This is a genomic window from Metapseudomonas otitidis (assembly GCF_011397855.1).
Classification (GTDB): domain Bacteria; phylum Pseudomonadota; class Gammaproteobacteria; order Pseudomonadales; family Pseudomonadaceae; genus Metapseudomonas; species Metapseudomonas otitidis.
This window is the reverse complement of sequence record NZ_AP022642.1, coordinates 4,399,790-4,425,306: the sequence shown is the minus strand read 5'-3', so window position 1 is coordinate 4,425,306 and position 25,517 is coordinate 4,399,790. Positions and strand designations below refer to the sequence as shown.

At 63.9% G+C, this 25,517-nt stretch carries 26 protein-coding genes; 21 read left to right on the top strand and 5 right to left on the bottom strand.

What is annotated here, in order from left to right:
* Positions 1 to 49: 49 nt before the first annotated feature.
* A complete protein-coding gene (locus PotMrB4_RS20365) occupies positions 50 to 1,102 on the top strand; it encodes a DUF2167 domain-containing protein (RefSeq protein ID WP_172434330.1) in 1,053 nt (350 codons plus the stop codon).
* 126 nt (positions 1,103 to 1,228) lie between these two features.
* On the opposite strand, the gene PotMrB4_RS20360 is transcribed toward PotMrB4_RS20365, so the two are convergent.
* From PotMrB4_RS20360 to PotMrB4_RS20350, 3 genes are all read right to left on the bottom strand, one after another.
* Positions 1,229 to 2,494 (bottom strand): OmpP1/FadL family transporter, encoded by a 1,266-nt coding sequence (locus PotMrB4_RS20360; protein WP_394354005.1) that lies wholly within the window; start codon positions 2,492 to 2,494, stop codon positions 1,229 to 1,231.
* Positions 2,495 to 2,685: 191 nt separating this feature from the next.
* A complete protein-coding gene (locus PotMrB4_RS20355) occupies positions 2,686 to 3,165 on the bottom strand; it encodes a hypothetical protein (RefSeq protein ID WP_172434329.1) in 480 nt (159 codons plus the stop codon).
* A gap of 228 nt (positions 3,166 to 3,393) precedes the next feature.
* The gene (locus PotMrB4_RS20350; RefSeq protein ID WP_172434328.1) at positions 3,394 to 4,248 is read right to left on the bottom strand and encodes a sulfurtransferase; all 855 of its coding nucleotides are present in this window, start codon (positions 4,246 to 4,248) and stop codon (positions 3,394 to 3,396) included.
* 93 nt (positions 4,249 to 4,341) lie between these two features.
* Here PotMrB4_RS20350 and PotMrB4_RS20345 point away from each other — a divergent pair, with 93 nt between their 5' ends.
* Positions 4,342 to 5,136, top strand: a complete 795-nt coding sequence (locus tag PotMrB4_RS20345; protein ID WP_172434327.1) for a lysophospholipid acyltransferase family protein — start codon at positions 4,342 to 4,344, stop codon at positions 5,134 to 5,136.
* A 127-nt stretch (positions 5,137 to 5,263) separates the two neighbouring features.
* On the opposite strand, the gene rne is transcribed toward PotMrB4_RS20345, so the two are convergent.
* Positions 5,264 to 8,350, bottom strand: a complete 3,087-nt coding sequence (rne, locus tag PotMrB4_RS20340) for a ribonuclease E (RefSeq protein WP_172434326.1) — start codon at positions 8,348 to 8,350, stop codon at positions 5,264 to 5,266.
* Between the two features lie 565 nt (positions 8,351 to 8,915).
* Between rne and rluC the strand changes: the two genes are divergently transcribed.
* The 3 genes from rluC to sppA are packed head-to-tail and all read left to right on the top strand — an operon-like array spanning position 8,916 to position 11,527.
* The gene (gene rluC / locus PotMrB4_RS20335; protein ID WP_172435128.1) at positions 8,916 to 9,869 is read left to right on the top strand and encodes a 23S rRNA pseudouridine(955/2504/2580) synthase RluC; all 954 of its coding nucleotides are present in this window, start codon (positions 8,916 to 8,918) and stop codon (positions 9,867 to 9,869) included.
* Positions 9,862 to 10,554: an HAD-IA family hydrolase gene (locus PotMrB4_RS20330; protein ID WP_172434325.1), complete on the top strand. Its 693-nt coding sequence runs from the start codon at positions 9,862 to 9,864 to the stop codon at positions 10,552 to 10,554. The genes rluC and PotMrB4_RS20330 overlap by 8 nt, the downstream gene beginning before the upstream one ends.
* Complete coding sequence (sppA, locus tag PotMrB4_RS20325) at positions 10,547 to 11,527, top strand: signal peptide peptidase SppA (protein ID WP_172434324.1); 981 nt, start codon at positions 10,547 to 10,549, stop codon at positions 11,525 to 11,527. The genes PotMrB4_RS20330 and sppA overlap by 8 nt, the downstream gene beginning before the upstream one ends.
* A gap of 51 nt (positions 11,528 to 11,578) precedes the next feature.
* On the opposite strand, the gene PotMrB4_RS20320 is transcribed toward sppA, so the two are convergent.
* A complete protein-coding gene (locus PotMrB4_RS20320; protein WP_172434323.1) occupies positions 11,579 to 12,157 on the bottom strand; it encodes a Maf family protein in 579 nt (192 codons plus the stop codon).
* 107 nt (positions 12,158 to 12,264) lie between these two features.
* Between PotMrB4_RS20320 and PotMrB4_RS20315 the strand changes: the two genes are divergently transcribed.
* The 16 genes from PotMrB4_RS20315 to PotMrB4_RS20240 all read left to right on the top strand — a co-directional run bounded on the left by PotMrB4_RS20315 (position 12,265) and on the right by PotMrB4_RS20240 (position 25,460).
* On the top strand, positions 12,265 to 12,792 hold the full coding sequence (locus PotMrB4_RS20315; RefSeq protein WP_044412418.1) for a YceD family protein: 528 nt from the start codon (positions 12,265 to 12,267) through the stop codon (positions 12,790 to 12,792).
* 13 nt (positions 12,793 to 12,805) lie between these two features.
* Positions 12,806 to 12,988, top strand: coding sequence for a 50S ribosomal protein L32 (gene rpmF / locus PotMrB4_RS20310; RefSeq protein WP_044412415.1), 183 nt, complete (start codon positions 12,806 to 12,808; stop codon positions 12,986 to 12,988).
* Between the two features lie 3 nt (positions 12,989 to 12,991).
* On the top strand, positions 12,992 to 14,002 hold the full coding sequence (plsX, locus tag PotMrB4_RS20305; RefSeq protein WP_074970096.1) for a phosphate acyltransferase PlsX: 1,011 nt from the start codon (positions 12,992 to 12,994) through the stop codon (positions 14,000 to 14,002).
* Between the two features lie 101 nt (positions 14,003 to 14,103).
* Positions 14,104 to 15,042: an ACP S-malonyltransferase gene (fabD, locus tag PotMrB4_RS20300; protein ID WP_172434322.1), complete on the top strand. Its 939-nt coding sequence runs from the start codon at positions 14,104 to 14,106 to the stop codon at positions 15,040 to 15,042.
* Between the two features lie 14 nt (positions 15,043 to 15,056).
* Entirely contained in the window at positions 15,057 to 15,800 is a 744-nt protein-coding gene (fabG, locus tag PotMrB4_RS20295) for a 3-oxoacyl-ACP reductase FabG (RefSeq protein ID WP_044412409.1), read from the top strand.
* A gap of 188 nt (positions 15,801 to 15,988) precedes the next feature.
* Positions 15,989 to 16,225, top strand: coding sequence for an acyl carrier protein (gene acpP, locus PotMrB4_RS20290; RefSeq protein WP_016493661.1), 237 nt, complete (start codon positions 15,989 to 15,991; stop codon positions 16,223 to 16,225).
* Between the two features lie 108 nt (positions 16,226 to 16,333).
* Positions 16,334 to 17,578 carry a beta-ketoacyl-ACP synthase II gene (fabF, locus tag PotMrB4_RS20285; protein ID WP_044412403.1) on the top strand — a complete coding sequence of 415 codons (1,245 nt, stop codon included), beginning with the start codon at positions 16,334 to 16,336 and terminating at the stop codon, positions 17,576 to 17,578.
* Entirely contained in the window at positions 17,578 to 18,390 is an 813-nt protein-coding gene (gene pabC, locus PotMrB4_RS20280; RefSeq protein WP_172434321.1) for an aminodeoxychorismate lyase, read from the top strand. Before fabF ends, pabC begins: the two co-directional genes overlap by 1 nt.
* A 3-nt stretch (positions 18,391 to 18,393) precedes the next feature.
* Positions 18,394 to 19,449: an endolytic transglycosylase MltG gene (gene mltG / locus PotMrB4_RS20275; RefSeq protein WP_172434320.1), complete on the top strand. Its 1,056-nt coding sequence runs from the start codon at positions 18,394 to 18,396 to the stop codon at positions 19,447 to 19,449.
* Complete coding sequence (gene tmk, locus PotMrB4_RS20270; RefSeq protein ID WP_142015711.1) at positions 19,446 to 20,078, top strand: dTMP kinase; 633 nt, start codon at positions 19,446 to 19,448, stop codon at positions 20,076 to 20,078. The genes mltG and tmk overlap by 4 nt, the downstream gene beginning before the upstream one ends.
* Positions 20,071 to 21,057, top strand: a complete 987-nt coding sequence (locus tag PotMrB4_RS20265; protein ID WP_172434319.1) for a DNA polymerase III subunit delta' — start codon at positions 20,071 to 20,073, stop codon at positions 21,055 to 21,057. Before tmk ends, PotMrB4_RS20265 begins: the two co-directional genes overlap by 8 nt.
* 34 nt (positions 21,058 to 21,091) lie before the next feature.
* Positions 21,092 to 21,448: a PilZ domain-containing protein gene (locus PotMrB4_RS20260; RefSeq protein ID WP_044412389.1), complete on the top strand. Its 357-nt coding sequence runs from the start codon at positions 21,092 to 21,094 to the stop codon at positions 21,446 to 21,448.
* Between the two features lie 56 nt (positions 21,449 to 21,504).
* Positions 21,505 to 22,290, top strand: coding sequence for a TatD family hydrolase (locus PotMrB4_RS20255; RefSeq protein ID WP_044412387.1), 786 nt, complete (start codon positions 21,505 to 21,507; stop codon positions 22,288 to 22,290).
* 564 nt (positions 22,291 to 22,854) lie between these two features.
* Entirely contained in the window at positions 22,855 to 23,493 is a 639-nt protein-coding gene (locus tag PotMrB4_RS20250) for a TetR/AcrR family transcriptional regulator (RefSeq protein WP_044412384.1), read from the top strand.
* Positions 23,494 to 23,578: 85 nt separating this feature from the next.
* Positions 23,579 to 24,547, top strand: coding sequence for a GTP 3',8-cyclase MoaA (locus tag PotMrB4_RS20245; RefSeq protein ID WP_172434318.1), 969 nt, complete (start codon positions 23,579 to 23,581; stop codon positions 24,545 to 24,547).
* 25 nt (positions 24,548 to 24,572) lie between these two features.
* Entirely contained in the window at positions 24,573 to 25,460 is an 888-nt protein-coding gene (locus PotMrB4_RS20240) for a radical SAM protein (RefSeq protein ID WP_172434317.1), read from the top strand.
* Positions 25,461 to 25,517 lie beyond the last annotated feature (57 nt).

Sequence of the window (25,517 nt, the reverse complement as noted above, 5' to 3'; positions counted from 1 at the left end):
TGTGATAGGGTTCGCGGCCTGTTTTTCACCCCCTCTCCTGGAGACACCCATGTCGATCAAGGACCTGATCCTGGCCGGACTGCTGGCCGCCGCCATTCCCACCGCTTTTGCCGCCAAGCCGGCTGCCCCCGTTGAAGAGAACGCCGCCCAGGCCGAACAGGCTACGGACGAGGGTGCCGATGAAGAGCAGGGCATCAGCGAGGAAGAGTTCCTCAACAGCCTGAACTTCAAGCAGGGCAAGGTGGTGATCGGTGACAACCTGGCCACCCTGGATGTACCCGAGCAATTCGTCTACCTGGACGGCAAGGACGCCGAGCGCGTGCTGGTGGAGGCCTGGGGCAACCCGCCGGATGCCGAGGAGCCGCTGGGCATGATCCTGCCCAAGGGCATTTCTCCGCTGGCCGATGAATCCTGGGCCGTGACCATCGAGTACGAGGAGAGCGGCTATGTCTCCGACGAGGATGCCAGCGACATCGACTACAACGAGATGCTGCAAGGCATGAAGGACGACACCAAGGAAGACAACAAGTGGCGCGCCGAGAACGGCTACGAGCCGGTGCAGCTGATCGGCTGGGCCTCCCAGCCGCGCTATGACGCCAATGGCCGCAAGCTGCACTGGGCCAAGGAGCTGAAGTTCGGCGATTCCGAAACCCACACCCTGAACTACAACATTCGCGTGCTGGGCCGTAAGGGCGTGCTGGTGCTGAACTTCATCGCCAACATGGACCAACTGCCGACCATCGAGCAGAACCTGCCGGCGGTGCTGGCGATGACCGAGTTCAACCCGGGCAACCGCTACGCCGACTTCAACCCGGACCTGGACAAGGTCGCGGCCTACGGCCTGGGCGCGCTGATCGCGGGCAAGGTCGCCGCCAAGACCGGCCTGCTGGCCATCCTGCTGGTGCTGCTGAAGAAGTTCTTCTGGGTGCCGATCGCCATCGGTGGCTGGGTCATTGCCCGTGTCCGCGGCAAGAAGAAGGAAGCGCCGCAGGCGGCCGAGCCGGTCCAGCCGGAGGTGGCACCGGTGGTGCAGCCGAGCAAGCCGGTCGAACCTGCTGCGACGGTGATGGATCTGAACCGCGAAGAGCCGCCGAAGTCCTGACGGTGGCTGCTGCCCGGAGTGATGCGTCACCCCGGGCGCACATGAAAACGCCGCGATACCCGAGAGGGGATCGCAGCGTTTTCGTTTTGGGGTGTACCCCGGCAGCGACGGCCGCCGGGGTTCAGGTCAGAAGCGGTAGGTGACCTGGGCGCCCAGGCCGTGGGCGCTGTTCTTGTAGGTGGAGGAGTAGCTGCCTTTGGTGCTGCTGCTCTGGTTGATGGTGGCGTCGTCTTCCTTCAGGTAGGAGTAGGCGAGGTCCACGGTCCAGTCGTCGTTGGGGCTCCAGGCGGCACCGAGGCTGAGGATCTTGCGGTCATCGGTGGGGATGCGCGGGGAGCGGTACTCGTTGCGGGTCGGGCTCTGGTCGTAGGCCAGGCCGGCACGCAGGGTCCACTCGCGGTTCAGCTTGTAGGCTGCGCCGACGGCGTAGGACCAGGTGTCGCGCCAGTTCTGTTCTTCGGTGATGGTGCCGATACGACCTGCCAGCGGCGCCTGAACCCCCTTGTTGTTGACCGTGATGTCTTTCAGGCGGCTCCACCGGGTCCAGGTGGTGCCGGCATAGAGGGTCCAGTCGGCATTCAGGTTGTGGGTGACGGAGAAGTCGACCGACTCGGGGGTTTTCAGTTTCAGCGAGGCGTCGTACTTGCTGCCGGCAAAGGGGCCAAAGCCGGTTCCGGAAATCTGGGTATCACCTTCCAGCTTGTAGTCGACCATCGAGTGGTAGGTCAGGCCGAGGCGGGTGCTGGGGGTGGCTTCGAACAGCACGCCTACGTTGTAGCCCAAGGCAGTGTCATCACCCTTGATCTTGACCTTGCCATCGTTGCTACCTGGGCTAGATGGATTGAGCGTGGCGGAGGTCAGCTCGCCGTCGATGCGGTTGATGGTGGGGCCGAAGCCGACGGAGAGCTGGTCGTTGATCTTGTAGCTGACGGTGGGCTGCAGGGTGACCACGCGGACTTCGCTGCGGGTGCCGTAGTAGCGGCCCTGGAAGCCCTTCTCATAGTCGGTCACCAGGCCGAAGGGCACGTACATGCCGAGGCCGAAGGTCCATTTGTCGTCGATGGGTTTGACGTAGTAGCCCATGGGCACGCCGATGAACGGGACCATGTCGCCGTCATTGCTGCCCGATACGGAGCCGCGGCCATGGTCGATGTCGGTCTTGGCGTCCAGCAGGGCGACACCGCCGCTGACCTGTTCGCGCTTGAGGCGCGACATGCCGGCGGGGTTGCCGAAGACGGTGGAGGCATCGTCGGCCGAGGAGGAGCGGCCGGCGAAGGCAGTACCCATACCGCTCACGCTCTGTTCGTTGATGGCGAAACCGCCGGCGAGGCTGTAGGTGGATGCGCCGGCAACAGCGAGAGCGAGGCTGGTCTTTATGATTCTTGTGATCACGGTTGACTCCTGGGTCTGGTAAGGCAGGGGGCGGAAACTAGCAGGATTTCCAGACCCTTTCCAGCCACGTTGAGTTCCCGCTAAATCGGCGTTCTAGAGGCTTTCGTGTGGCAAATTGCCGCTAATTTCACGCTTCGTGCAAAAAGCCTTGGACGCTCGTTCCTGACTGATTGGTCAGTGATCGATTTGTCCTAGGCAGCCTGTTGAGGAAGTCCTACGCAGCGATTCCAGGCAGCGAGGTAATCGCTGGGATTTCCCTGCGGGTTGAATACGCGCCGCCAGACATCCGCCATGCCCGGCCAGTCATCCGCCGAGGGCATCACGAGGACTTCGCTTTCCACCAGCAGCCAGGCGATGGCGGTGGCGTAGCGCAGGTTCACCGCGAGCTCCAGGTGGGGAGCGCCCAGGAAGGCATGCTGGCTGGCCAGGCCTCGCACCAGGCTGGCCAGGTCCGGATCGCGGGCCAGGTGCTGGTCCCAGAGCTGGCTGTGGTGGGCTTCGCTGATGTGGTAGAGGCCGTAGCCGGCGCGATCCCCCAGGGCCGTGCCAAGGTCGGACTGGCACGCGGCGGCGCCGAGCAAGAGCACTTCGGCCGTGGGGGAGGGGCGTTGCAGGTAGGCCAGGGTGGGGCGGATGACGTGTTGGCAGAGATCGTGTGCGGCTATGCCCATGATGCCCTCGCGGAAGGTGCCGGCGGGGTCGGAGGCGTGTGGCAGCTTCTCGTTCTGGGAAAGGACCCCGCCGGGAGCGGGGTTAGCCGCTCGATTTGAAGTGTAGTGGGATAAAGGTGCTGTAAAGGCCTGTTTTTAAACTGTTTGGCGTCTTGCGCCAGGCGCCATATGCCAGGCAGTCATTAACAGGCTGCGGAGTAGGCCGCCCGGTATGGCGGGCGGCCGGGATCACGGGCCGGTGGCCACGGGGCGGGTGGGGTCGGTTATCCATTCGCTCCAGGAGCCTGCGTAGAGCGGTGCGAGCGGGTAGCCGGCAAGGCTCAGGGCGAACAGGTTGTGGCAGGCGGTGACGCCGGAGCCGCAGTAGGCCACGAGGCTGTCTGCTGGGTTGTCGGCGAGGAAGGCCTGGAAGCGCTGGCGCAGGGCCTGGGCAGGCAGGAAGCGGCCGTCGGCACCGAGGTTGTCGTTGAAGGCGGCGCACTGGGCTCCGGGGATGTGCCCGGCGACGGGGTCGATGGGCTCCACCTCGCCCTTGAAGCGCGGCAGGGCACGGGCGTCCAGCAGGGTGAGTGCGTGGGAGTCGAGGCGAGCCTGGAGCTGACGGGCATCCAGCACCAGGCTGGAGTCGGGGGTGCCGGTGAAACTGCCGGTGCGCTCGGTGGGCTGCTCCGTATCCAGGGGCAGGCCGGCTTCGCGCCAGGCCTTCAGGCCGCCGTCGAGCAGGTAGACGCCATCGCGCTTGCCCAGCCAGGCGAGCAGCCACCAGGCGCGGGCGGCGAAGGCACCGGGGCCATCGTCATACAGCACGATCGTGCTGGCGTTATCCACGCCCCAGCGGCGCAGGGCGGCGACCAGTCGATCCGCCTCCGGCAGCGGGTGGCGTCCGGTGATGCCCGGTTGCACGGGGGCGGAGAGGTCACGCTCGAGGTCGGCGAAATGGGCGCCCGGGATATGCCCCTCGGCATGGCTGCGCTGGCCGTAGGACGGATCGTCCAGGGCGAAGCGGCAATCGAGGATCACCAGGCCGGACTCTCCCAGTCGAGACGCCAGTTCATCAGGGCGGATCAGTTGCGCGAGGGGCATGACGGTCTCCTGTGTCGAATTGATGACGATGCGCATCATAAGGAACGATCGCGCGTTGCGTCGCGCGGATGAACACGAGATGGGAGGGCCACGATGCCAAACCTGCATTCATTCGCCCAGAGCGCCACCCTGGCACGCCGCGTCGGCGTGGTGGTCGGTTCGGTGCTCTGGACCCTGTATTTCTGCTGCCTTGTCCTGTGGCTGGCGTTCTTGCGGCGCCTGGACCGCCAGCGTGTGGACGGTTTCACGCGGGCCTGGTCACGCGGGCTGCTGCGCCTGGTGCAGGTTCGCCTGTCGGTCCATGGGCAGTGGCCGGATTTCAATGATGGCCGGCGCTACCTGATCCTCTGCAATCACTCCAGCCACTACGACATTCCGGCCTCTTTCGTGGCGCTGCCGGGCTCCATCCGCATGCTGGCCAAGCAGGAGCTCTCCCGCGTGCCTTTCCTGGGCGCGGCGATGAAGGCGGCGGAATTCCCGTTCATTGACCGGCACAACCGGCGACAGGCGCTGGAGGACCTGGCCAAGGCGCGCGCCATGATGGAAAGCGGCATTGTGCTGTGGGCCGCGCCGGAGGGGACGCGTTCCCCGGATGGTCGGTTGCAGCCATTCAAGAAGGGCTGCTTCCACCTGGCCCTGGATACCGATGCGGTGATCGTGCCGATGGCCATTCGTGGCATTCATCGGGTGCTGCCGGCGCGCTCCTGGCGTTTCAACCTGGGGCTGCCGGTTTCCGTGCATGTTGGTGAGCCGATCGATGCCAGTCAGTACGACGTGGCACGTCTCGGGATGCTCATGGAACTGACCCGTGAGCGCATGGAGGCCTTGTTGGAGCCTGGGGTGGCGCAGCCGGAAGCGGTGAGACAGGTGCTGCTGGAGCCGGCCTGAACCTGCTCGCAGCGGCGAAGGGGGAGGGTGCTTAACGAGCTGTCCAGTCTGAGAGGGCTCATTGCTGTGAAAGAGGCATGAAAAAAGGGACGCCATTGGCGTCCCTTCTTCATGGAGCAAGCAGGCCTCAGACGGTCGGCTTGTCCTTCTCTTCCTCGCTGGCCTGCTGTTCTGCAGCAGGTTGCTCGGCTTCGACGGTTGCGGCTTCTTCTGCCTGGGCCTCGGCCTGGACGGCTTCAGCTTCGGCGGCCGGTGCGGCCTCTTCGGTCGGCTGAGCTTGTGCCTCGGCAGGGGCTTCGGCCACGACCGGCTCCTCGACCACCGCAGGTGCAGCCTCGGCTTCGACCGGGGCGGCGGCAGCGGCGGCAGCGGCTTCACGAGCCAGGCGCTCGGCCTCCTGCTGGCGACGACGAACCTCGCGAGGATCGTTGGGCGCGCGGCCGGTGCTGCTCACGCTGGCAGCGGGGGCAGCTTCGACGCTCGGAGCGGGCTCGGCTACGACCTCTGCCACGGGTTCCGGCTGAGACTCGGCGGCTTCGGCCTGGGGCTCGACGGCAGCTTCGGCGACTTCAGCCGGCTGGGCCTGAGGCTCGCTGGCCACTTCGGCGCTTTCGCTCTGCTCGGTCACGGCAGTGGCCGGTTCGTTCGCTTGCGGCGCGTCTTGCGGCTGGATCAGCTCCAGGCTGGCCTGCTGCTCGGTGGTTTCGCTGACGGCGTTCGCTTGCGGCTCGACCTCGGCTGCCTCTGCTGCTTGGCTGGCGGCTTCGACGGCGATTACGGAGCCGGCGGCGACCGCTGCAACCACGGCGGCTTCGGAGGGCTCGTTGGCCTGCTCGGCATCGCCTTCTGCTTCTTCATTACCGTCCAGCGACTCGTCGCCATTCACTTCACGCTGACGCTCGCGGCGGTTGCTGCGGCGGCGTTGGCCGCGGGAGCGACGACGGGGGCGTTCGCCGTCCGCGCCTTCCTGGCCGTCGTCCAGCAGCTCTTCGCTGTCGTTCAGCAGTTCTTCTTCGCTCGGGGCGGCGGCAGCCTGCTCGGGGCGCGGTTGGCGCTCTTCACGGGGCGGACGCTCACCACGCTCGCGGCGGTTCTCCTGGCCTTCACGCGGCTCACGGGCTTCGCGGGGCTGGCGCTCCTCACGGGGCTGACGCTCTTCGCGGGGTTGGCGTTCCTCGCGGGCCTGGCGTTCTTCACGCGGCTGGCGCTCCTCACGGGGCTGGCGTTCTTCGCGCGGGGCGCGCTCTGCACGAGGTTGGCGCTCTTCGCGCGGCTCACGGCCTTCGCGGGGCTGGCGCTCTTCACGCGGTTGACGGTCTTCGCGAGCCTGACGTTCTTCACGCGGCTGGCGCTCTTCGCGAGGCTTGCGCTCGTCGTCACGACGACCTTCACGGCCTTCGCGGCGGCGGTTCTGCTGACGGCCGTTACGACGCTCCTCACCGGTACGGGCGGGGCGCTCGCTGGCGGCGGCCTTCTCGGGCGCGGGGCTCGGCTCGTCCTTGCCGGCGAACAGGCTGACCAGCGACTTCACCAGGCCCTTGAACAGGCTCGGTTCGGCGGCTGCAACGGCAGCGGTGGGCGGTGCCATCGGGGCCGGTGCGGTCGGAGCGGGAGCCGGACGCTCGGGGGCGACGGTCTTCACGGCAGCTTCCTGGCGAACCAGGGTGCGGGTGGAGGCGGCCGGGTGGTGTTCCTCGACTTCGGTGGGGGTCATCTCGTAGCTGGACAGGCCAGTGAGGACTTCCGGGTTGTCGTCGCGCAGGCGCTGGACTTCGAAGTGCGGGGTTTCCAGGTGGTCGTTCGGCAGGATCACGATGCGTGCGCGGGTGCGCAGCTCGATCTTGGTGATGCTGTTGCGCTTCTCGTTGAGCAGGAAGGCGGCGACCGGGATCGGGACCTGGGCGCGGACTTCGGCGGTGCGGTCCTTGAGGGCCTCTTCCTCGATCAGGCGGAGGATGGCCAGGGACAGGGATTCGACGTCACGGATGATGCCTTGGCCGTTGCAACGGGGGCAGACGATGCCGCTGGTCTCGCCCAGGGACGGACGCAGGCGCTGGCGGGACATTTCCAGCAGGCCGAAGCGGGAGATGCGGCCGACCTGGACGCGGGCGCGGTCGGCTTCCAGGGCTTCGCGGACCTTTTCTTCCACGGCGCGCTGGTTCTTGGCCGGGGTCATGTCGATGAAGTCGATGACGATCAGGCCGCCGATGTCGCGCAGGCGCAACTGGCGGGCGATTTCCTCGGCCGCTTCCAGGTTGGTCTGCAGGGCGGTTTCTTCGATGTCACCGCCTTTGGTCGCACGCGCCGAGTTGATGTCGATGGACACCAGGGCTTCGGTCGGGTCGATGACGATGGAGCCGCCGGAGGGCAGCTTCACTTCGCGCTGGAAGGCGGTTTCGATCTGGCTCTCGATCTGGAAGCGATTGAACAGCGGAACGCTGTCCTGGTAGAGCTTGATCTTGTTCTGGTACTGCGGCATCACCTGGCGGATGAAGCTCAGGGCTTCTTCCTGGGCTTCGACGCTGTCGATCAGAACCTCGCCGATGTCCTGGCGCAGGTAGTCGCGGATCGCGCGGATGATGACGTTGCTTTCCTGGTAGATCAGGAAGGGGGCACCACGCTCACCGGAGGCTTCCTTGATGGCGCTCCAGAGTTGCAGCAGGTAGTCGAGGTCCCATTGCAGCTCCTCGCTGGAGCGGCCGAGGCCGGCGGTGCGCACGATCAGGCCCATGTCGGCCGGTGCGTTCAGGCCATTCAGGGCTTCGCGCAGTTCGTTGCGCTCTTCGCCTTCAATGCGACGGGAGATGCCGCCGGCGCGGGGGTTGTTCGGCATCAGCACCAGGTAGCGGCCGGCGAGGCTGATGAAGGTGGTGAGGGCTGCGCCCTTGTTGCCGCGCTCTTCCTTCTCGACCTGGACGATGACTTCCTGGCCTTCGTTGAGCACGTCCTTGATGTTGACGCGGCCCTCGGGGGACTTCTTGAAGTATTCGCGGGAGATTTCTTTCAGCGGCAGGAAGCCGTGACGTTCGGCACCGAAGTCGACGAATGCGGCTTCGAGGCTGGGTTCGATGCGGGTGATGCGGCCTTTATAGATGTTGGCCTTTTTCTGTTCGCGGGCGCCCGACTCGATGTCCAGGTCATACAGGCGTTGGCCGTCGACCAGGGCAACACGCAACTCTTCGGGCTGAGTTGCGTTAATCAGCATTCTTTTCATGTAGTACCGTCGGTTTCCGGGGCTACCGGAAACGGCGACCGGCACACACGACTCTCGCGGTCGGTGTCAGGTGCGTGTCAGGAGCGGGTTAGTGCTCCCGTGTCCAGCGACATCAGGCCATCTGGCCGGAGTCGCGACGACGTCTCCCGCTGCTGTTGTTGTCGTAACAGAAGCAACGTTTATCAGGAGGAGGAATCAGCCATCGGCAGCGGACGGAATAAAACGTCTTGGTTGAAGCGCTGCTACGCAGTCCGACGGTTGTGCATCTCCACCCTACACTTGTCCCTTGAAAATCGGGTGCCGCTCGCAGAATCCGTAGCGGGTTGCATTTACCGCGACCGCCCTAGGGTGGTCACGCGTCATGGCTCAAGGCTTTTTTCTCCGAATGATCGCTGTTCTGGAGCGAAGATTCTGACGGACGGCCTGACGTCCTGAATGGGTTGCACGTGGCTGGGATGGCAGTTTTGGCGAGCATCCGGGGCACGGCCGCTTTTGGCGGCGTTCGCGACTATAGCAGCAATCATTAAGTGCTTCAAATCCATAAAAAATTGTTATGATCGCCGCCATGACGACTCCCTCCTCTCCAACTTCCGGCGTGCAAATGCTCGAAGTTGCGCCGGAATATGCCGGTCAGCGTATTGATAATTTCCTCCGGACCCAGCTGAAAGGCGTCCCCAAGACCTTGATCTACCGCATCTTGCGCAAGGGCGAAGTGCGGGTGAACAAGGGGCGCATCAAGCCTGAGTACAAGCTTCAGGCTGGCGATGTAGTTCGGGTGCCGCCGCTGCGTCTCGCGGAGCGGGATGAGCAGGTACCGGTTGCCCAGGGGCTGCTGGAGCGTCTCGAAGCTGCCATCGTTTATGAAGACAAGGGGCTGATTGTCCTCAACAAGCCGGCCGGCATTGCCGTGCATGGCGGCAGCGGCCTCAGTTATGGGGTGATCGAGGCGTTTCGCCAGCTGCGGCCCGATGCACGCGAGCTAGAGCTGGTCCATCGCCTGGACCGGGATACCTCGGGCCTGCTGATGATCGCCAAGAAGCGCAGCATGTTGCGTCACCTCCACGAAGCACTGCGCGGTGATGGCGTGGATAAGCGCTACCTCGCCCTGGTTCGGGGGAGTTGGCCGACGTCGAAGAAAAAAGTCAGCGCACCGCTTCTGAAGAACACCCTGCGCTCCGGTGAGCGGATGGTGGAGGTGGATGACGAGGGTAAGGATGCTCTGACCGAGTTCCGCGTGCTGCGGCGTTTTGGTGAGTTCGCCACTTTGATCGAGGCGAGCCCGATTACCGGTCGTACCCATCAGATCCGGGTCCATACCCGGCATGCCGGCCATGCCATTGCGGGTGATCCCAAGTACGGCGATGAAGATTTTTCTCGGGAAATCCGCGATTTGGGCGGCAAACGCCTGTTCCTGCATGCCTATGCGCTCTCCCTGGTTTTGCCGGATGGCACGCCCCTGAGTCTTGAGGCGCCAGTGGATGAAATGTGGTCGCAGACCCTGGAGCGGTTGGGTGCCTGACTATCAGCTGCTGATCTTCGATTGGGATGGCACCCTGGTGGACTCCATTTCGCGCATCGTCGAGTCCCTTCGGGTGGCGGCTGAGGCTTGCGGTCTGCCGCAATTGGACGATTCGGCGCTCAAGGGAATCATCGGCCTCGGCTTGCCCGAGGCGATTGCAGTGCTTTACCCGGATCTGGCCGATCCGCAGCGGATCGCTCGCTACCGCGAGGTCTATGCGTCGCACTACAGTCATCTGGAGGCGGCCCCGTCGCCGCTCTTTGTGGGCGTGGAAGATGCGCTGGAGTCGTTTCGCGAGGCTGGTTATCGCCTGGCGGTGGCAACGGGCAAGACGCGGCGCGGGCTTGATCGTGTCCTGGCGGGGCGTGGTTGGGAGTGCTACTTCGATATCACTCGCTGCGCTGACGAAACGGCGAGCAAGCCTGATCCCTTGATGCTGCGCCAGATCATGGCGCATTGCGGTGTCAGTGCCGGTGCGTCGCTGATGGTGGGGGACTCGCCCTTTGATCTGCGCATGGCGCGCAATGCGGCAATGGACTGCGTGGCGGTTGGTTATGGCGCGCAGTCGCTGGATGTCCTGCGGCTGGAGTCGCCGACACTGGCAATCGAGCATTTTGATGAGCTGCGCCATTGGTTGGCTGGTGGCGCGAACAACCCGGTAAACAAGGTGGAATTGCATGTCTGATGAATGGAACGCATCGGCACCCGCTGGTGGTGATGACAAGAGTTGGAGGCTGCTTGAAAAGGCTGTTCTGGCGGGCGTTCAGGAGCAGCGGCGAGCTCGGCGCTGGGGTATTTTCTTCAAGCTCCTGACCTTCCTTTATCTGTTCGGCGCGCTGCTGATGTTTTCGCCGTTGTTCGATCTGCAGAAGACGGCGGCGCGTGGTGAGACCCATACGGCGCTGGTCGAGGTTCGCGGCATGATTGCGGATAACGAGGCTGCGAGTGCCGACAACATCGTGGGTAGTCTCAGGGCGGCCTTCGAGGATCCGAAGACCAAGGGGGTTGTGCTGCGCATCAACAGCCCGGGCGGCAGTCCCGTCCAGTCGGGCTACATCTATGACGAGATCCGGCGGCTGCGGGGTGAGCATCCCGATACCAAAGTCTATGCGGTGATCACTGACCTTGGGGCATCTGGTGCCTACTACATTGCCAGTGCAGCGGACGAGATCTACGCGGACAAGGCAAGCCTGGTGGGGTCCATTGGTGTCACGGCGGCCAGCTTCGGCTTCGTCGACTTGATGGGTAAGCTGGGTGTCGAGCGTCGTGTCTATACCTCGGGCGAGCACAAGGCGTTCCTTGATCCGTTCCAGCCTCAGAAGGACGACGAGACTCGCTTCTGGCAGGGTGTGCTGGATATCACTCATCGCCAGTTCATCGAGAGCGTGAAGAAGGGGCGAGGTGATCGGCTGAAGGTCGATGGGCATCCCGAGCTCTTTAGCGGTCTGGTCTGGTCCGGTGAGCAGGCTCTTGAGCTTGGTCTGGTGGATAAGCTCGGTAGCACCAGCTACGTGGCGCGCGAGGTCATCGGTGCCAAGGAAATCGTCGACTACACGAAGCAGGACACGCCGTTCGATCGCTTTGCCAAGCGCCTGGGTGCGAGCATGGCTGAGCAGTTGGCGATGTGGATGGGGTTCCAGGGGCCTTCGCTGCGCTGAAGCTCGCAGGTAGTTGCCAGAAAAGCCCGGCTTGTGCCGGGCTTTTTCGTTTCAGGGGACCTGTCGGCCTTCGGCGAGCAGCATGTCCACCAGGCGGATCAGTGGCAGGCCAACCAGGCTGGTGGCGTCCTCGCCCTCTGTTGTGCGGAACAGTGCGACGCCGAGCCCTTCAGCCTTGAAGCTGCCGGCGCAGTCGTAGGGCTGCTCTGTCTGCAGGTATCGCTCGATGGTGGCTTCGTCCAGTTTGCGGAAGTGCACGGTGAAGGGGATGCAATCCACCTGGCAGCTGCCGGTTCGCGTATTGAGCAGGGCGAGGCCGGTCAGGAAGCTTACGCTGGCGCCGCTTGCGGCCATGAGTTGCTGCTTGGCGCGGGTAAAGTCGCCGGGCTTGCCCAGGACCTGCTCGCCGAGCACGGCAACCTGGTCGGAGCCGATGATCAGGTGCTGGTCATGGATGTGCGCCAGGGCACGGGCTTTCTGTTCGGCGAGGCGGCGCACCAGTTGCTCGGCGCCTTCTCCCGGGTGGCGTGTTTCATCGATGGCGGGCGCGCTCCAGGTGAAGGGAAGGCCCAGGCGCTCCAGCAGGGCGCGCCGGTAGGGTGAGCTGGATGCGAGCACCAGATTGGTCATGATCGACTCCGCGAAAAAATGCCGCGATTCTATCGGGCGTGCCGTGCGGCGGACAGTTCGGAATTTGTTTTGACAGGGCAGGGGGGCATCCCTAGAATAACGCGCCTATGTTGAATGGGCCGATTCCAACTCACGTCGATCCGCGCAAGATGGCTGATCGCAGCGCCACCCTCCAGGGTGAGCTGCCTCTCGCCAGTCTCGAGCGTTTGTGCGATCCCCTCTCCGATGACGCAGGTCGCGTCACCGTGAGGCTTTCGTTCGAGCGCGACGAGCAGCGCACTGTGGTGATCCACAGCGAGCTCGACGTCGAGGTCAAGATGGTATGTCAGCGTTGCCTGGAGCTGGTCGCGCTGCCGATCCACAGCGAGTGTACGTACGCCGTGGTGAAGGAGGGTGCGGACAGCCAGTCACTGCCCAAGGGCTATGACGTGCTGGAAGTGGGTGAGGATCCGCTGGATCTTCTGACTCTGGTCGAGGACGAGCTTCTGCTGGCCTTGCCCATTGTTCCGGCCCATGACCCTGAGGAATGCCAGCAGCCGGCGGGGCTTGATGAGCCCGAACCGAGCGAGGACGAGGTTCCGCGGTCCAACCCGTTCAGCGTACTGGCGCAGTTAAAGCGTGACCCAAACGTTTAGGAGTTAATTGATTATGGCTGTTCAGCAGAACAAAAAATCCCGCTCTGCCCGTGACATGCGTCGCTCCCACGACGCCCTCGAGGCCAATGCCCTGTCCATCGAGAAGAGCACCGGTGAAGTTCACCTGCGCCACCACGTCTCCCCGGACGGCTTCTACCGTGGTCGCAAGGTGATCGACAAGGGCTCGAACGAGTAATCCTTGTCTGTCTCTGTTATAGCGATTGACGCAATGGGCGGGGACTTCGGTCCCCGTTGCATTGTTCCGGCCAGCATTGCCTGCCTGGCTGAGTTCCCCTCCTTGCATCTGGTCCTTGTCGGCCAAGCCCCTGTCCTTGAAGAGCTCATCGCCCGCGAAAGCGGAGTCGATCGTCGACGCCTGTCCGTCGAGCATGCTGCCGAAGTGGTGGCGATGGACGAGCGCCCCTCGCAGGCGCTGCGCAGCAAGCCCGACTCCTCCATGCGTGTCGCTCTGGACCTCGTCCGTGCCGGGCGTGCCCATGCCTGCGTGAGCGCCGGCAATACCGGTGCGTTGATGGCGCTTTCCCGCTATGTGCTCAAGACCCTGCCGGGAATCGATCGGCCTGCCATGGTGACTGCGATCCCCACGGCGCGCGGCCATTGCCACCTGCTGGACCTGGGCGCCAATGTGGATTGCAGTGCCGAGCATCTCTATCAGTTTGCGGTGATGGGCAGCGTTGCGGCTGAGGCGCTCGGATTGCGCAGCCCTCGTGTGGCGTTGCTGAACGTCGGCACGGAGGACATCAAGGGCAACCAGCAGGTCAAGCTCGCGGCCAGCCTGCTTCAGCAGGCCAATGGGTTGAACTACATCGGCTACATCGAGGGCGATGCGCTGTATCGCGGCGAGGCGGATGTGGTGGTCTGCGATGGTTTCGTCGGCAACATTCTGCTCAAGTCCAGCGAAGGTCTGGTGGCGATGATTGCCGCGCGCATCGAGTCCCTGTTCACCGAGAATCTTGGCTCCCGTCTGGTTGGTGCGCTGGCGCTGCCGCTGTTGAGTCGTCTCAAGGGTGACCTGGCTCCGTCCCGCCACAATGGCGCGAGCTTTCTCGGGCTGCAGGGGATCGTGGTGAAGAGCCACGGCTCCGCTGGCGCGGATGGTTTCCAGAGTGCGATTCGTCGTGCCGTCATCGAGGTGCGGGAGAATCTGCCGCAGCGACTCCATGGGCGGCTCGAGGATCTGTTGCTCTAGGATGTGACCGCTGGCCGAGGGTTGTCATCCAACTGTCAGTCCGTTGCGCCTGGCGCCGCCAGGTGTGCGAATCGAACAAGGCAAACACGGGAACCGTTCCAATGTCCGCATCCCTCGCATTCGTTTTCCCCGGCCAGGGCTCTCAGTCCCTTGGCATGCTGGCCGAGCATGGCGCTTCGAGCCGCCTGGTCGCAGAGACCTTCGGCGAAGCCTCCGAAGCACTCGGCTATGACCTGTGGGCCTTGACCCAGCAAGGTCCCGAGGAAAGCCTCAACCAGACCGACAAGACCCAGCCGGCGATCCTGACCGCGTCCATCGCCTTGTGGCGCCTGTGGCTGCAGGAAGGCGGCGTACGTCCTGCCTATGTAGCTGGTCACAGCCTGGGCGAGTACTCCGCTCTGGTAGCCGCAGGCAGCCTGCAGTTCGCTGACGCCGTGAAGCTCGTCGAGCGCCGTGGGCAGTTGATGCAGCAGGCCGTCCCGGCTGGACAGGGCGGCATGGCGGCCATCCTGGGTCTTGAGGATGCCGATGTACTGGCAGCTTGTGCCGAGGCTGCAAAGGGTGACGTGGTCAGTGCGGTGAATTTCAACGCGCCGGGCCAGGTGGTGATTGCCGGTTCGGCTGCAGCTGTCGAGCGTGCCATCGAAGCCTGCAAGGCGCGCGGTGCCAAGCGTGCGATGCCGCTGCCGGTGAGCGTGCCGTCCCACTGTGCCCTGATGAAGCCTGCTGCAGAGCGTTTCGCCGAGTCTGTCCAGGCGCTGGACTGGAAGGCGCCCGAGATCGCGCTGGTGCAGAACGTCAGCGCCTCGGTGGTGACCGATCTTGATGTGCTCAAGGCCGACCTCCTGGCTCAGCTCTACAGCCCGGTCCGCTGGGTCGAGTCGATGGTGCGCCTGTCCGAGCAGGGTGTGACCGATCTCGTCGAGTGCGGCCCCGGCAAGGTCCTGAGTGGCCTGAACAAGCGCTGCGTCAAGGGCATCGCCACCCATAACCTGGATACCCCCGACGCCTTCGCAGCCGCTCGCGCTGCGCTGGCCTGATCAAGGAGAAGACCATGAGTCTGCAAGGTAAGGTCGCACTGGTTACCGGCGCGAGCCGTGGTATCGGCCAGGCCATCGCCCTGGAACTGGGCCGCCAAGGTGCCGTCGTCATCGGTACCGCCACCACGCCGGGCGGCGCCGAGCGCATTGCCGAGTACCTGAAGGAGCACGGCATCGAAGGGGCCGGCCTGGTTCTGGATGTCAGCAGCGATGAATCCGTCGCCAGCACGCTGGAGCACATCCAGCAGCATCTGGGGCAGCCGCTGATCCTGGTGAACAATGCCGGCATCACCCGCGACAACCTGATGCTGCGGATGAAAGACGACGAGTGGTTCGACGTCATCAATACCAACCTGAACAGCCTGTTCCGCTTGAGCAAGGCAGTTCTGAGGGGCATGACCAAGGCGCGCTGGGGCCGCATCATCAACATCGGCTCCGTGGTCGGTGCGATGGGCAACGCAGGCCAGGCCAACTACGCTGCTGCCAAGGCCGGTCTCGAGGGCTTCGGTCGGGCGCTGGCCCGTGAAGTGGGCTCTCGCGCCATCACCGTCAACTCCGTTGCCCCTGGCTTCATCGATACTGACATGACTCGCGAACTGCCCGATGCGCAGCGCGAGGCCCTGTTGACCCAGATTCCGCTGGCTCGCCTTGGTCAGGCCGAGGAGATTGCGAAGGTGGTCGGATTCCTCGCTTCCGATGGTGCTTCCTACGTCACAGGGGCTACCATTCCGGTGAACGGTGGGATGTACATGAGCTGAATGTGACGAATCCCCTCAGGAAACTGTCATACGAGCTGTCTAAAATCCGGTACTCGAGTGCAATTGGGTTCTGGACGGCTCCTGACGGGGCCTGAAGGGGTTCGGAGTCCTGCTTGAAAAGCAGAAAACCCTTTCTATACACTGCAGCCCAAGCTGCACGGATTTTTCCATAGGAGTGAAAACAAGGTATGAGCACCATCGAAGAACGCGTCAAGAAGATCGTCGCCGAGCAACTGGGCGTCAAAGAAGACGAAGTCACCAACAGCGCTTCCTTCGTTGAAGACCTGGGCGCCGACTCCCTTGACACCGTTGAGCTGGTGATGGCTCTGGAAGAGGAATTCGAGACCGAGATTCCGGACGAGCAAGCCGAGAAGATCACCACCGTTCAGGAAGCCATCGATTACATCAACGCTCACGCGCAATAAGTAATCGTCGGTTCCCCGACCTGGAAAAGCCGCACGACCCTGAAGGTCGTGCGGCTTTTCTTTAAGCGGTTTTTGCCGCCGATCAGCAACATGTAAAAGGAGAGCGCTGTGTCGCGTAGACGCGTCGTGATCACCGGCCTTGGCATGCTGTCGCCCTTGGGCAACACCGTCGCCGATAGCTGGCAAGGCATCCTGGCTGGCCGCAGTGGCATCGGCCTCATCGAGCATATGGATCTGTCGGCCTATGCCACCCGTTTCGGCGGCTCGGTCAAGGGCTTCGATGTCGAGCAGTACCTGTCGGCCAAGGAAGCACGAAAGCTCGACCTGTTCATCCAGTACGGCCTGGCTGCGAGTTTCCAGGCCGTGCGTGACGCTGGCCTGGAAGTGACCGATGCCAACCGTGAGCGCATCGGCGTGGCCATGGGGTCGGGCATCGGTGGCCTGACCAACATCGAGAACAACTGCCGTTCGCTGATCGAGCAGGGACCGCGGCGCATCTCGCCGTTCTTCGTCCCGGGGTCGATCATCAACATGGTGTCCGGCTTCCTGTCGATCCACCTGGGTATCCAGGGGCCTAACTATGCCATCGCCACGGCGTGCACCACCGGTACCCATTGCATCGGCATGGCTGCGCGCAACATCGCCTACGGTGAGGCGGACGTGATGATCGCCGGTGGCTCCGAGATGGCGGCCTGCGGCCTCGGTCTCGGCGGCTTCGGTGCGGCCCGTGCACTGTCTACCCGCAACGACGAGCCGACTCGCGCGAGCCGCCCGTGGGACAAAGGGCGCGATGGCTTCGTGCTGTCAGATGGCGCCGGTGCGCTGGTGCTTGAAGAGCTGGAGCACGCCCGTGCCCGTGGCGCCACCATCTATGCCGAGCTGGTCGGCTTCGGCATGAGTGGCGATGCCTTCCACATGACCTCTCCGCCGGATGACGGCGCCGGTGCCGCGCGCTGCATGCGCAACGCCCTGCGTGATGCCGGTCTGAATGCGGACCAGGTGCAGTACATCAATGCCCATGGCACCTCGACGCCGGCCGGTGACCTGGCGGAAGCCGCTGCCGTGAAGAGCGTCTTCGGCGATCACGCCTACCGCGTTGCGGTGAGCTCGACCAAGTCGATGACCGGTCACCTCCTGGGCGCTGCCGGGGCCGTTGAGGCGATCTTCAGCGTGCTGGCGATCCGCGACCAGGTGGCTCCGCCGACCATCAACCTGGAGGAGCCGGACGAAGGCTGTGACCTGGATTTCGTGCCTCATCAGGCGCGCTCCATGCCCATCGATGTCGTCCTGTCCAACTCCTTCGGCTTTGGCGGCACCAACGGTTCCCTGGTGTTCCGTCGCTTCGAGGGTTGATGGACGACTGGATCGATGGCCGGCCGGCCGCTTCCCTTCCCATGAGGGATCGCGGCCTGGCCTACGGCGATGGACTGTTCGAGACCATCGCCGTTCGCCGGGGCGTTCCAAGCCTGTTGGAGCGTCATCTGGCGCGCTTGGCTGAAGGCGCGCGTCGGCTCTTCCTGTCCCTGGATCTGGAGACCGTTCGTAACGAGCTCCTGGCATTCTCCGCCGAATTGGGGGAGGGCGTCGCAAAGCTCATCGTCACCCGGGGTGATGGCCTGCGCGGCTATGCACCCTCCAGCGGCCCCGCTCGTCGCCTGCTGATGGCCAGTCCATTGCCTGCCTACCCATCGGTGTGCGGCGAAGAGGGCATCGAGCTTTTTCCCTGTACCACGCGCCTGGCCGAGCAACCCTTGCTGGCTGGCCTCAAGCATTTGAACCGGCTTGAGCAGGTTCTCGCGCGTGCCGAGTGGAGTGATTCCCGCTATGCGGAAGGGTTGGTACGAGACCATTCGGGCCGGCTGATCGAGGGTGTGTTCAGCAACCTTTTCCTCGTGCATGACGGCCAGTTACTGACGCCGGACCTGCAGCGCTGTGGTGTGCAGGGTGTCATGCGCGCGGCATTGCTGGATCTGGCCCCAGTCGAGGGAATCAACGTCCAGGTCCGCGACATCGCGTTCGACGAGTTGGCGTTCGCTGACGAGGTCTTTACCTGCAACAGCCTCTATGGCATCTGGCCGGTGCGCGCCTGCGGCGAGCATGTCTGGTCGGTGGGCCCGCTCACCCGTAAACTGCAGCCCCTTGCCCTCGCCCAACTGGACTGCTGATTCGTGATTCGCAAATTGCTCATGCTGCTGCAGGGTGGCCTGTTCCTCGTTGGTCTCTTGCTGGCGTTCGCGGGTTGGCAACAGCACCTGGCCCTCACCCAGCCCCTCGACCTCAGCGAGGAGCGCCTGCTCGATGTGCCGGCGGGTGCCACCCCGGGTGGCATGCTCAATCGACTGGAGGAGCAGGGCGTGATCCACAGTGCCTTCTGGCTGCGCCAGTACTGGCGTTTCAACCTTTCCGGCCAGGCACTGCACAGCGGTGAGTACCGCATGACGCCGGGCATGACTGCCGAAGGGTTGCTCGGGCTCTGGCAGCGGGCCGATGTCGTCCAGTACAGCCTCACCCTGGTCGAAGGCTGGAATTTCCGCCAACTGCGAGCTGCGTTGGCCAAGCAGGTCAGGCTGGAACAGACCCTGGCTGGTGCCAGCGATGATGAAGTGATGAAGCGCCTCGGTCTGGAAGGCCAGCATCCCGAGGGGCGATTCTTCCCCGATACCTACCGTTATGTACGCGGTATGCGTGATACGGACCTGCTTCGCCAGGCTCACCAGCGTCTGGAGCAGGTCCTGGACGAGGAGTGGCAATCCCGTGCCCAGGGCTTGCCCTACAAGGATGCCTATGACGCATTGATCATGGCCTCGATGGTGGAAAAGGAGACCGGCGTCCCGGAGGAGCGTGGGCAGATCGCCGGCGTGTTCATCCGTCGCCTCCAGCAGGGCATGCTGCTGCAGACCGATCCCACGGTGATCTACGGCCTGGGTGAACGCTACACCGGCAAGATCACCCGTGCCCACCTGCGCGAGGCGACGCCCTACAACACCTACGTCATCGCCGGAATGCCGCCGACGCCCATCGCCATGGTGGGGCGCGAGGCCATCCATGCGGCCCTCAACCCGGTGGAAGGCAAAAGTCTCTACTTCGTCGCCCGTGGCGACGGTAGCCACGTTTTTTCGGAGACCCTCGAAGCGCACAACAAGGCGGTCCGTGAGTTCCAGCTCAACCGCCGTGCGGACTACCGCTCGAGTCCCGCTCCCGTCAGCAAGAAGGACACCCCGTGAACGGCCTGTTCATTACGCTCGAAGGCCCCGAAGGGGCCGGCAAGAGCACCAATCGCGACTTCATCGCCTCTCGCCTGCGCGAGCGTGGCGTTGAAGTCCTGCTAACCCGCGAGCCCGGTGGCACGCCGTTGGCCGAACGCATCCGCGAGCTGCTGCTGGCGCCCAGTGACGAGTCGATGGCGGTGGATACCGAACTGCTGCTGATGTTCGCCGCCCGCGCCCAGCACCTGGACCGCGTCATTCGCCCTGCGCTTGAGGCCGGGCAAGTGGTGCTGTGTGATCGCTTCACCGACGCCACCTACGCCTACCAGGGCGGTGGCCGGGGTGTGTCGATGGCGCGTATTGCCGAACTGGAGCGCTTCGTCCAGGGCAGCCTGCGCCCGGACCTGACCTTGGTGTTCGACCTGCCGGTGGAAGTGGGCCTCCAGCGCGCCGCAGCTCGTGGCCGGCTGGACCGTTTCGAGCAGGAGAACCGCAGCTTCTTCGACGCCGTTCGCCAGACCTATCTCGAGCGTGCCGCCCAGGCGCCCGAGCGTTACCGGGTGATCGATGCGGCGAAGCCCCTGGCCGATGTCCAGCGTTACCTGGACGCTCTCCTGCCGGAGTTGCTGGAGCGCTGCCATGGCTGAAGCCTACCCCTGGCAGGACTCGCTCTGGCAGCACCTGGCCGGTCGCCCGCGTCATGCCCATGCCTACCTGCTGCATGGGCCGGCCGGCATCGGCAAGCGTGCGCTTGCTGAACGCCTGATGGCACGGCTGCTGTGCCAGCAACCTGCGGGAAACGATGCCTGTGGTCAGTGCAAGTCCTGCTTCCTGCTGGCAGCGGGCACTCACCCTGACAACTACGTGCTGGAACCGGAGGAGGTCGACAAGGCAATCCGTGTCGATCAGGTGCGAGACCTGGTGGATTTCGTCGTGCAGACCGCTCAGTTGGGGGGGCGCAAGGTCGTACTGCTCGAGCCGGCGGAGTCCATGAACCTGAACGCGGCCAACGCCCTGCTCAAGAGTCTGGAGGAGCCTTCCGGCGACACCGTGCTGCTGCTCATCAGCCACCAGCCGAGCCGCCTGCTGCCCACCATCAAGAGCCGCTGTGTACAGCAGACATGCCCGTTGCCAGGTGAGGCGGAGAGCCTGGCCTGGCTCGCCCGGGCCTTGCCTGACAGTGATGCCGCGACCCGCTCGGACCTGTTGGCCCTGGCCGGCGGCTCGCCCCTGACCGCGTTGCGTCTGCACGGACAAGGCGTGCTGGAGCAGCGTGCCCAGGTGGTGGAGGGGGTGAAGAAGCTGATCAAGCAGCAAGTCGGCGTCAGCCAGTTGGCCGAAGGCTGGAACGCAGTGCCGCTGGTGCTGCTGTTCGACTGGTTCTGCGACTGGGCCCAGTTGATGCTGCGCTACCAGTTGACGCAGGACGAAGCAGGGCTGGGGCTGGCGGACATGCGCAAGGTCGTCCAGTACCTGGCGGACAAATCCTCCCAGGCCAAGGTGCTGGCGATGCAGGAGTGGCTCCTGCAGCAGCGGCAGAAGGTGCTGGGCAAGGCCAATCTCAACCGTGTCTTGCTTCTCGAAGCCTTGCTGGTGCAGTGGGCAAGCTTGCCCGGACCGGGCTAGAATCGCCCACTGAGCCAGCCAGCAGGAACGCCGAATGAGTCTCCCACCCAATCTAGGCCCGCGTAACGGGATCCTGTCCCTGACGATCAAGGACAAGTCCGTGCTCTACGCCGCCTACATGCCGTTCATCAAGAACGGTGGCCTGTTCATCCCCACCAACAAGAGCTACAAGCTCGGTGACGAGGTGTTCATGCTGCTGAACCTGATGGATGAGCAGGAGAAGATCCCGGTGGCGGGCAAGGTGGTGTGGATCACCCCGAAGGGCGCCCAGGGCAACCGGGCTGCCGGCATCGGCGTGCAGTTCAACGATGGCGACACCACCGCCCGCAACAAGATCGAGACCTACCTGGCCGGCGCGCTGAAGTCCGATCGTCCCACCCACACCATGTAATCTCCGGCGCCGCCCAGGCGGCGCTTCCCTGTACCCCTCCAGTGGCACCCCGCACCATGTTGGTCGACTCTCATTGTCATCTTGATCGCCTTGACCTGGCTGCCCATGGCGGCTCCCTCGATGCAGCGCTCGATGCGGCGCGCGCCCGGGGCGTTGGGCAATTCCTCTGCATTGGCGTGAGCGCCGATAACGCTGCCGCAGTGAAGGCCCTGGCCGACCGCTACGGTGATGTGCACTGCTCGGTCGGCGTACACCCGCTGGATCTCGCGCCTGGTCAGCCCCCTGCCCTGGACTGGTTGCTGCAGGAACTGGATCACCCGCGTGTGGTGGCCATTGGCGAGACCGGGCTCGACTATCACTACGAGCCGGAGGCAGCGGAGCTCCAGCAGCAGGCTTTCCAACTGCACCTCGAGGCTGCACGGATCACCGGCAAGCCGGTCATCGTCCACACCCGCGAGGCGCGGGCGGACACCCTTGCCCTGCTGCGAGAAGCTGCCTTGCCCCAGGCAGGCGTGTTGCATTGCTTCACCGAAGACTGGGACATGGCCCGGGCTGCGCTCGACATCGGCTTCTATATCTCCCTGTCAGGGATCGTCACCTTCCGCAATGCCGAGGCGCTGCGCGAGGTCGCTCGCCAGGTGCCTGCCGATCGGTTGCTGGTAGAGACGGATTCCCCCTACCTGGCACCGGTGCCCCACCGGGGCAAGGCGAACCTGCCGCAGTATGTGCGCGAGGTGGCGGAGTTCCTGGCTGAGCTGCGGGGTGTGTCCTATGACGCGCTGGCCGAGCAGACCACGGCCAACTTCTACCGTCTGTTCCCGCTGGCCCAATCGGCTGCCTGACGCACAGGCAAAAAAAACCCGGGTTCTGGGGGATGAATCCGGGTCAAGACCATTAGGAGTAAAACAAAGTACGCGATCCTCGGTACTTTGGCCGGCGGGGCACTTGGGGGGAGATGCCGCGCACCGGTAAAGAGAAGTATTGGCCAATATCCCCGAGCGTCCAGAGCAGATCGGTCGTTTTTTAAACAGATTTGGAATACTCCCGCGCCCGCTGAGTCCCCCCTGTTCCTGCCTATCGTCTTGCATGCCGCAGCCCCAAAGAATGGGCGCAACATGACTTTTTCCACTTTGATCGGGCTTACAGCGAGCGTCGAATCGTCTGGCGTCGTCTTATAGATTGCTGATCGAATCCGGTCGGATTGATGTCTAGATATCTTCCAAGCGTTCTGTTTGGAGGGGGCGAAACCCTGCTGGGTCGCGCTTTCCAGCCATCCGGGGGCGTGTCGGCTGCTGCCTAATATGCCCGGCTGGGTGCTGGCAATACGCTCATAGTCGGATGTTCCGTGCATTTTGCCGGCATTTAGGCATAATACGCGGCTTGATTTTTGACCCTATAGTCCCTTTATGCAGAAAGAACCCCGTAAAGTCCGTGAGTTTCGCCGCCGCGAGCAGGAAATCCTCGATACCGCGCTCAAACTGTTCCTGGAGCAGGGCGAGGACAGCGTCACCGTCGAGATGATTGCCGACGCAGTGGGTATCGGCAAAGGCACGATCTACAAGCACTTCAAGTCCAAGGCCGAGATCTACCTGCGCCTGATGCTGGACTACGAGCGCGACCTGAACGAACTGCTCCACTCGGCGGACGTGGATCGCGACAAAGAAGCCCTGTCCCGCGCCTATTTCGAGTTCCGGATGCGGGATCCGCAGCGCTACCGCCTGTTCGACCGCTTGGAGGAGAAGGTGGTGAAGAACAGCCAGGTGCCCGAGATGGTGGAGCAGCTGCACAAGATCCGTGCGTCCAACTTCGAGCGCCTGACCCAGTTGATCAAGGGGCGTATCGCCGAAGGCAAGCTGGAAGACGTACCGCCTTACTTCCACTACTGCGCGGCCTGGGCGCTGGTGCATGGCGCCGTTGCGCTCTACCACTCGCCCTTCTGGAGCAACGTCTTGGAAGACCAGGAAGGCTTCTTCCAGTTCCTGATGGACATCGGCGTGCGCATGGGCAACAAGCGCAAGCGTGACAATGAGTCGCCATCCGGCTGAGTGATGGACGCCTGCTGGGCGCCGAGTCATGGGACGGGCTCGGGGCCCGGCGATATACTGCGCCACCCCCTCCTCGGAGCGTCCCGTGATCGTCGATCGACAAGGCAGGCGGTTTCGCAACCTGCGCATCAGCCTCACTGCCGCTTGCAACTACGCCTGTACCTACTGCGTGCCTGACGGCAAGCGCCTGGTCGCCGCCCATGACGAGTTGCCTGCCGATGCGCTGGTGCGCGGTGTGGCTTACCTGATCGAAGCCGCGGGCATCGAACGGTTGCGCATCACCGGCGGAGAGCCCCTGGTCAGCCCCAAGCTCGAAGCCTTTCTGGATGGCATCGGCCAGCTCGGTCTCGATGACATCAGCCTGACCACCAACGGCCAGCTGCTTTCCCGCAAGTTGCCCGCCCTGCTTGCCAGCGGCATCCGTCGCCTCAATGTTTCCCTGGATACCCTCGATGCGGATGCCTTCCGCCGGATCGCCAGGGGAGGAGACCTGGCGTCCGTGCTTCGTGGAATGGATGAAGCGGCCGCTGCCGGGATCAGGATCAAGGTCAACATGGTGCCGCTGCGGGGCCAGAACCTCGACCAGGTGCTGCCCCTGCTGGAGCACAGCCTGGCGCGCGGCTTCGAGCTGCGCTTCATCGAACTGATGCGCATGGGGCACCTGGCACGCGACGCGGCTGGTTTCCAGCGTCAGTTCGTCGGCCTGGATGAACTGCTGGCCGCCATTGGCGAGCAGTACGCCTATGTCCAGGCCGATGCGCCGGTGGACGCGACGGCGTTGCGCTATGAGATTCCGGGACGCGGCCACTTCGGGGTGATCGCCAATGAGAGCGTGCCCTTCTGCCGGACCTGTTCGCGCCTGCGCCTGTCGTCCACGGGCTGGCTGCATGGCTGCCTGTCCTCCAGCAATCGCCACTATGTGGGGGACTTGCTGCACAAACCCCGTCACCAGGCACTCCCTGCACTGCAGCGGTTGCTCGTCAGCGCGTTGGCGGACAAGCAGGATGTCGCCTTCTCCGGTGGTGTGACGGTCATGAAGATCATCGGCGGCTGATGGCCGCCTCGGCGAGAAACAGCCCATGAGCTTTCCCGTTTCCTATATCGAACCCGTGTTCCGACCGCCGAGTGAGGCGAACTCTCTGATCCTGCCGGTGACCAACGGCTGTTCGTGGAACCAGTGCACCTTTTGCGAGATGTACACGCAGCCGCAGAAGAAATTCCGTGCGCGTGACGAAGCACAAGTGCTGGAGGAAATCCGTCGCTGCGGCGAACAACTGATCGTCCAGCGGGTTTTCCTGGCTGATGGCGATGCGCTGGTGCTGCCGACTCACCGCCTGCTGACGATCCTCCGCGCCATTTCCGAGCACCTGCCGGAGGTGACGCGCGTCTCCAGCTATTGCCTGCCGAGGAACTTGCGTCGCAAATCGGTCGAGGAGCTGAAGGAGTTGGCCGATGCGGGCTTGGGGATGGTGTATGTCGGTGCCGAGTCGGGGGACGACGAGGTGCTGGCCCGGGTCAACAAGGGTGAAACCGCGGCCTCGACCCGCGATGCACTGCTGAAGCTCGGCGAGGCTGGCATCACCCGTTCGGTGATGATCCTCAACGGGTTGGGCGGAACGGTGCTCAGTGACCAGCATGCTGATCATTCAGCGCAGTTGATGAACGAGACCCAGCCCGAATTTCTCTCCACGCTGGTGGTCAGCTTTCCCATGGGGGATGACCGCCTGCGGTCGCGTTTCGAGGATTTCCGTCCCCTGGACCAGATCGGCCTGTTCCGCGAAGTCGAGCGGATGCTGGAGGGGTTGGAGCTGCGCGACACCGTCTTCCGCAGTGACCATGCGTCCAACTACCTGGTCCTCAAGGGGCAGCTGGGAGCGGACAAGCCGCGCCTGCTGGAGCAGGTGCGCCAGGCCATCGCTGCGCCAGGGCGCGCCAATCTTCGCCAGGAATGGCAGCGCGGGTTGTGATGGCGCGGAACCTGCATTTCATACCGCCAGTGCCGGATTTACGTCGCTGGACGGAGG

What these genes read in the sequence shown, in the direction of transcription:
- PotMrB4_RS20265 (WP_172434319.1), top strand. Translation starts at nt 20,071, where the DNA reads ATGGCTGAAGCCTACCCCTGGCAGGACTCGCTCTGGCAGCACCTGGCC.
- PotMrB4_RS20255 (WP_044412387.1), top strand. Translation starts at nt 21,505, where the DNA reads ATGTTGGTCGACTCTCATTGTCATCTTGATCGCCTTGACCTGGCTGCC.
- rpmF (WP_044412415.1), top strand. Translation starts at nt 12,806, where the DNA reads ATGGCTGTTCAGCAGAACAAAAAATCCCGCTCTGCCCGTGACATGCGT.
- pabC (WP_172434321.1), top strand. Translation starts at nt 17,578, where the DNA reads ATGGACGACTGGATCGATGGCCGGCCGGCCGCTTCCCTTCCCATGAGG.
- PotMrB4_RS20355 (WP_172434329.1), bottom strand. Translation starts at nt 3,165, where the DNA reads ATGGGCATAGCCGCACACGATCTCTGCCAACACGTCATCCGCCCCACC.
- PotMrB4_RS20345 (WP_172434327.1), top strand. Translation starts at nt 4,342, where the DNA reads ATGCCAAACCTGCATTCATTCGCCCAGAGCGCCACCCTGGCACGCCGC.
- fabG (WP_044412409.1), top strand. Translation starts at nt 15,057, where the DNA reads ATGAGTCTGCAAGGTAAGGTCGCACTGGTTACCGGCGCGAGCCGTGGT.
- sppA (WP_172434324.1), top strand. Translation starts at nt 10,547, where the DNA reads ATGTCTGATGAATGGAACGCATCGGCACCCGCTGGTGGTGATGACAAG.
- PotMrB4_RS20350 (WP_172434328.1), bottom strand. Translation starts at nt 4,248, where the DNA reads ATGCCCCTCGCGCAACTGATCCGCCCTGATGAACTGGCGTCTCGACTG.
- rne (WP_172434326.1), bottom strand. Translation starts at nt 8,350, where the DNA reads ATGAAAAGAATGCTGATTAACGCAACTCAGCCCGAAGAGTTGCGTGTT.
- PotMrB4_RS20320 (WP_172434323.1), bottom strand. Translation starts at nt 12,157, where the DNA reads ATGACCAATCTGGTGCTCGCATCCAGCTCACCCTACCGGCGCGCCCTG.
- PotMrB4_RS20315 (WP_044412418.1), top strand. Translation starts at nt 12,265, where the DNA reads ATGTTGAATGGGCCGATTCCAACTCACGTCGATCCGCGCAAGATGGCT.
- fabD (WP_172434322.1), top strand. Translation starts at nt 14,104, where the DNA reads ATGTCCGCATCCCTCGCATTCGTTTTCCCCGGCCAGGGCTCTCAGTCC.
- PotMrB4_RS20365 (WP_172434330.1), top strand. Translation starts at nt 50, where the DNA reads ATGTCGATCAAGGACCTGATCCTGGCCGGACTGCTGGCCGCCGCCATT.
- acpP (WP_016493661.1), top strand. Translation starts at nt 15,989, where the DNA reads ATGAGCACCATCGAAGAACGCGTCAAGAAGATCGTCGCCGAGCAACTG.
- PotMrB4_RS20260 (WP_044412389.1), top strand. Translation starts at nt 21,092, where the DNA reads ATGAGTCTCCCACCCAATCTAGGCCCGCGTAACGGGATCCTGTCCCTG.
- PotMrB4_RS20240 (WP_172434317.1), top strand. Translation starts at nt 24,573, where the DNA reads ATGAGCTTTCCCGTTTCCTATATCGAACCCGTGTTCCGACCGCCGAGT.
- rluC (WP_172435128.1), top strand. Translation starts at nt 8,916, where the DNA reads ATGACGACTCCCTCCTCTCCAACTTCCGGCGTGCAAATGCTCGAAGTT.
- PotMrB4_RS20250 (WP_044412384.1), top strand. Translation starts at nt 22,855, where the DNA reads ATGCAGAAAGAACCCCGTAAAGTCCGTGAGTTTCGCCGCCGCGAGCAG.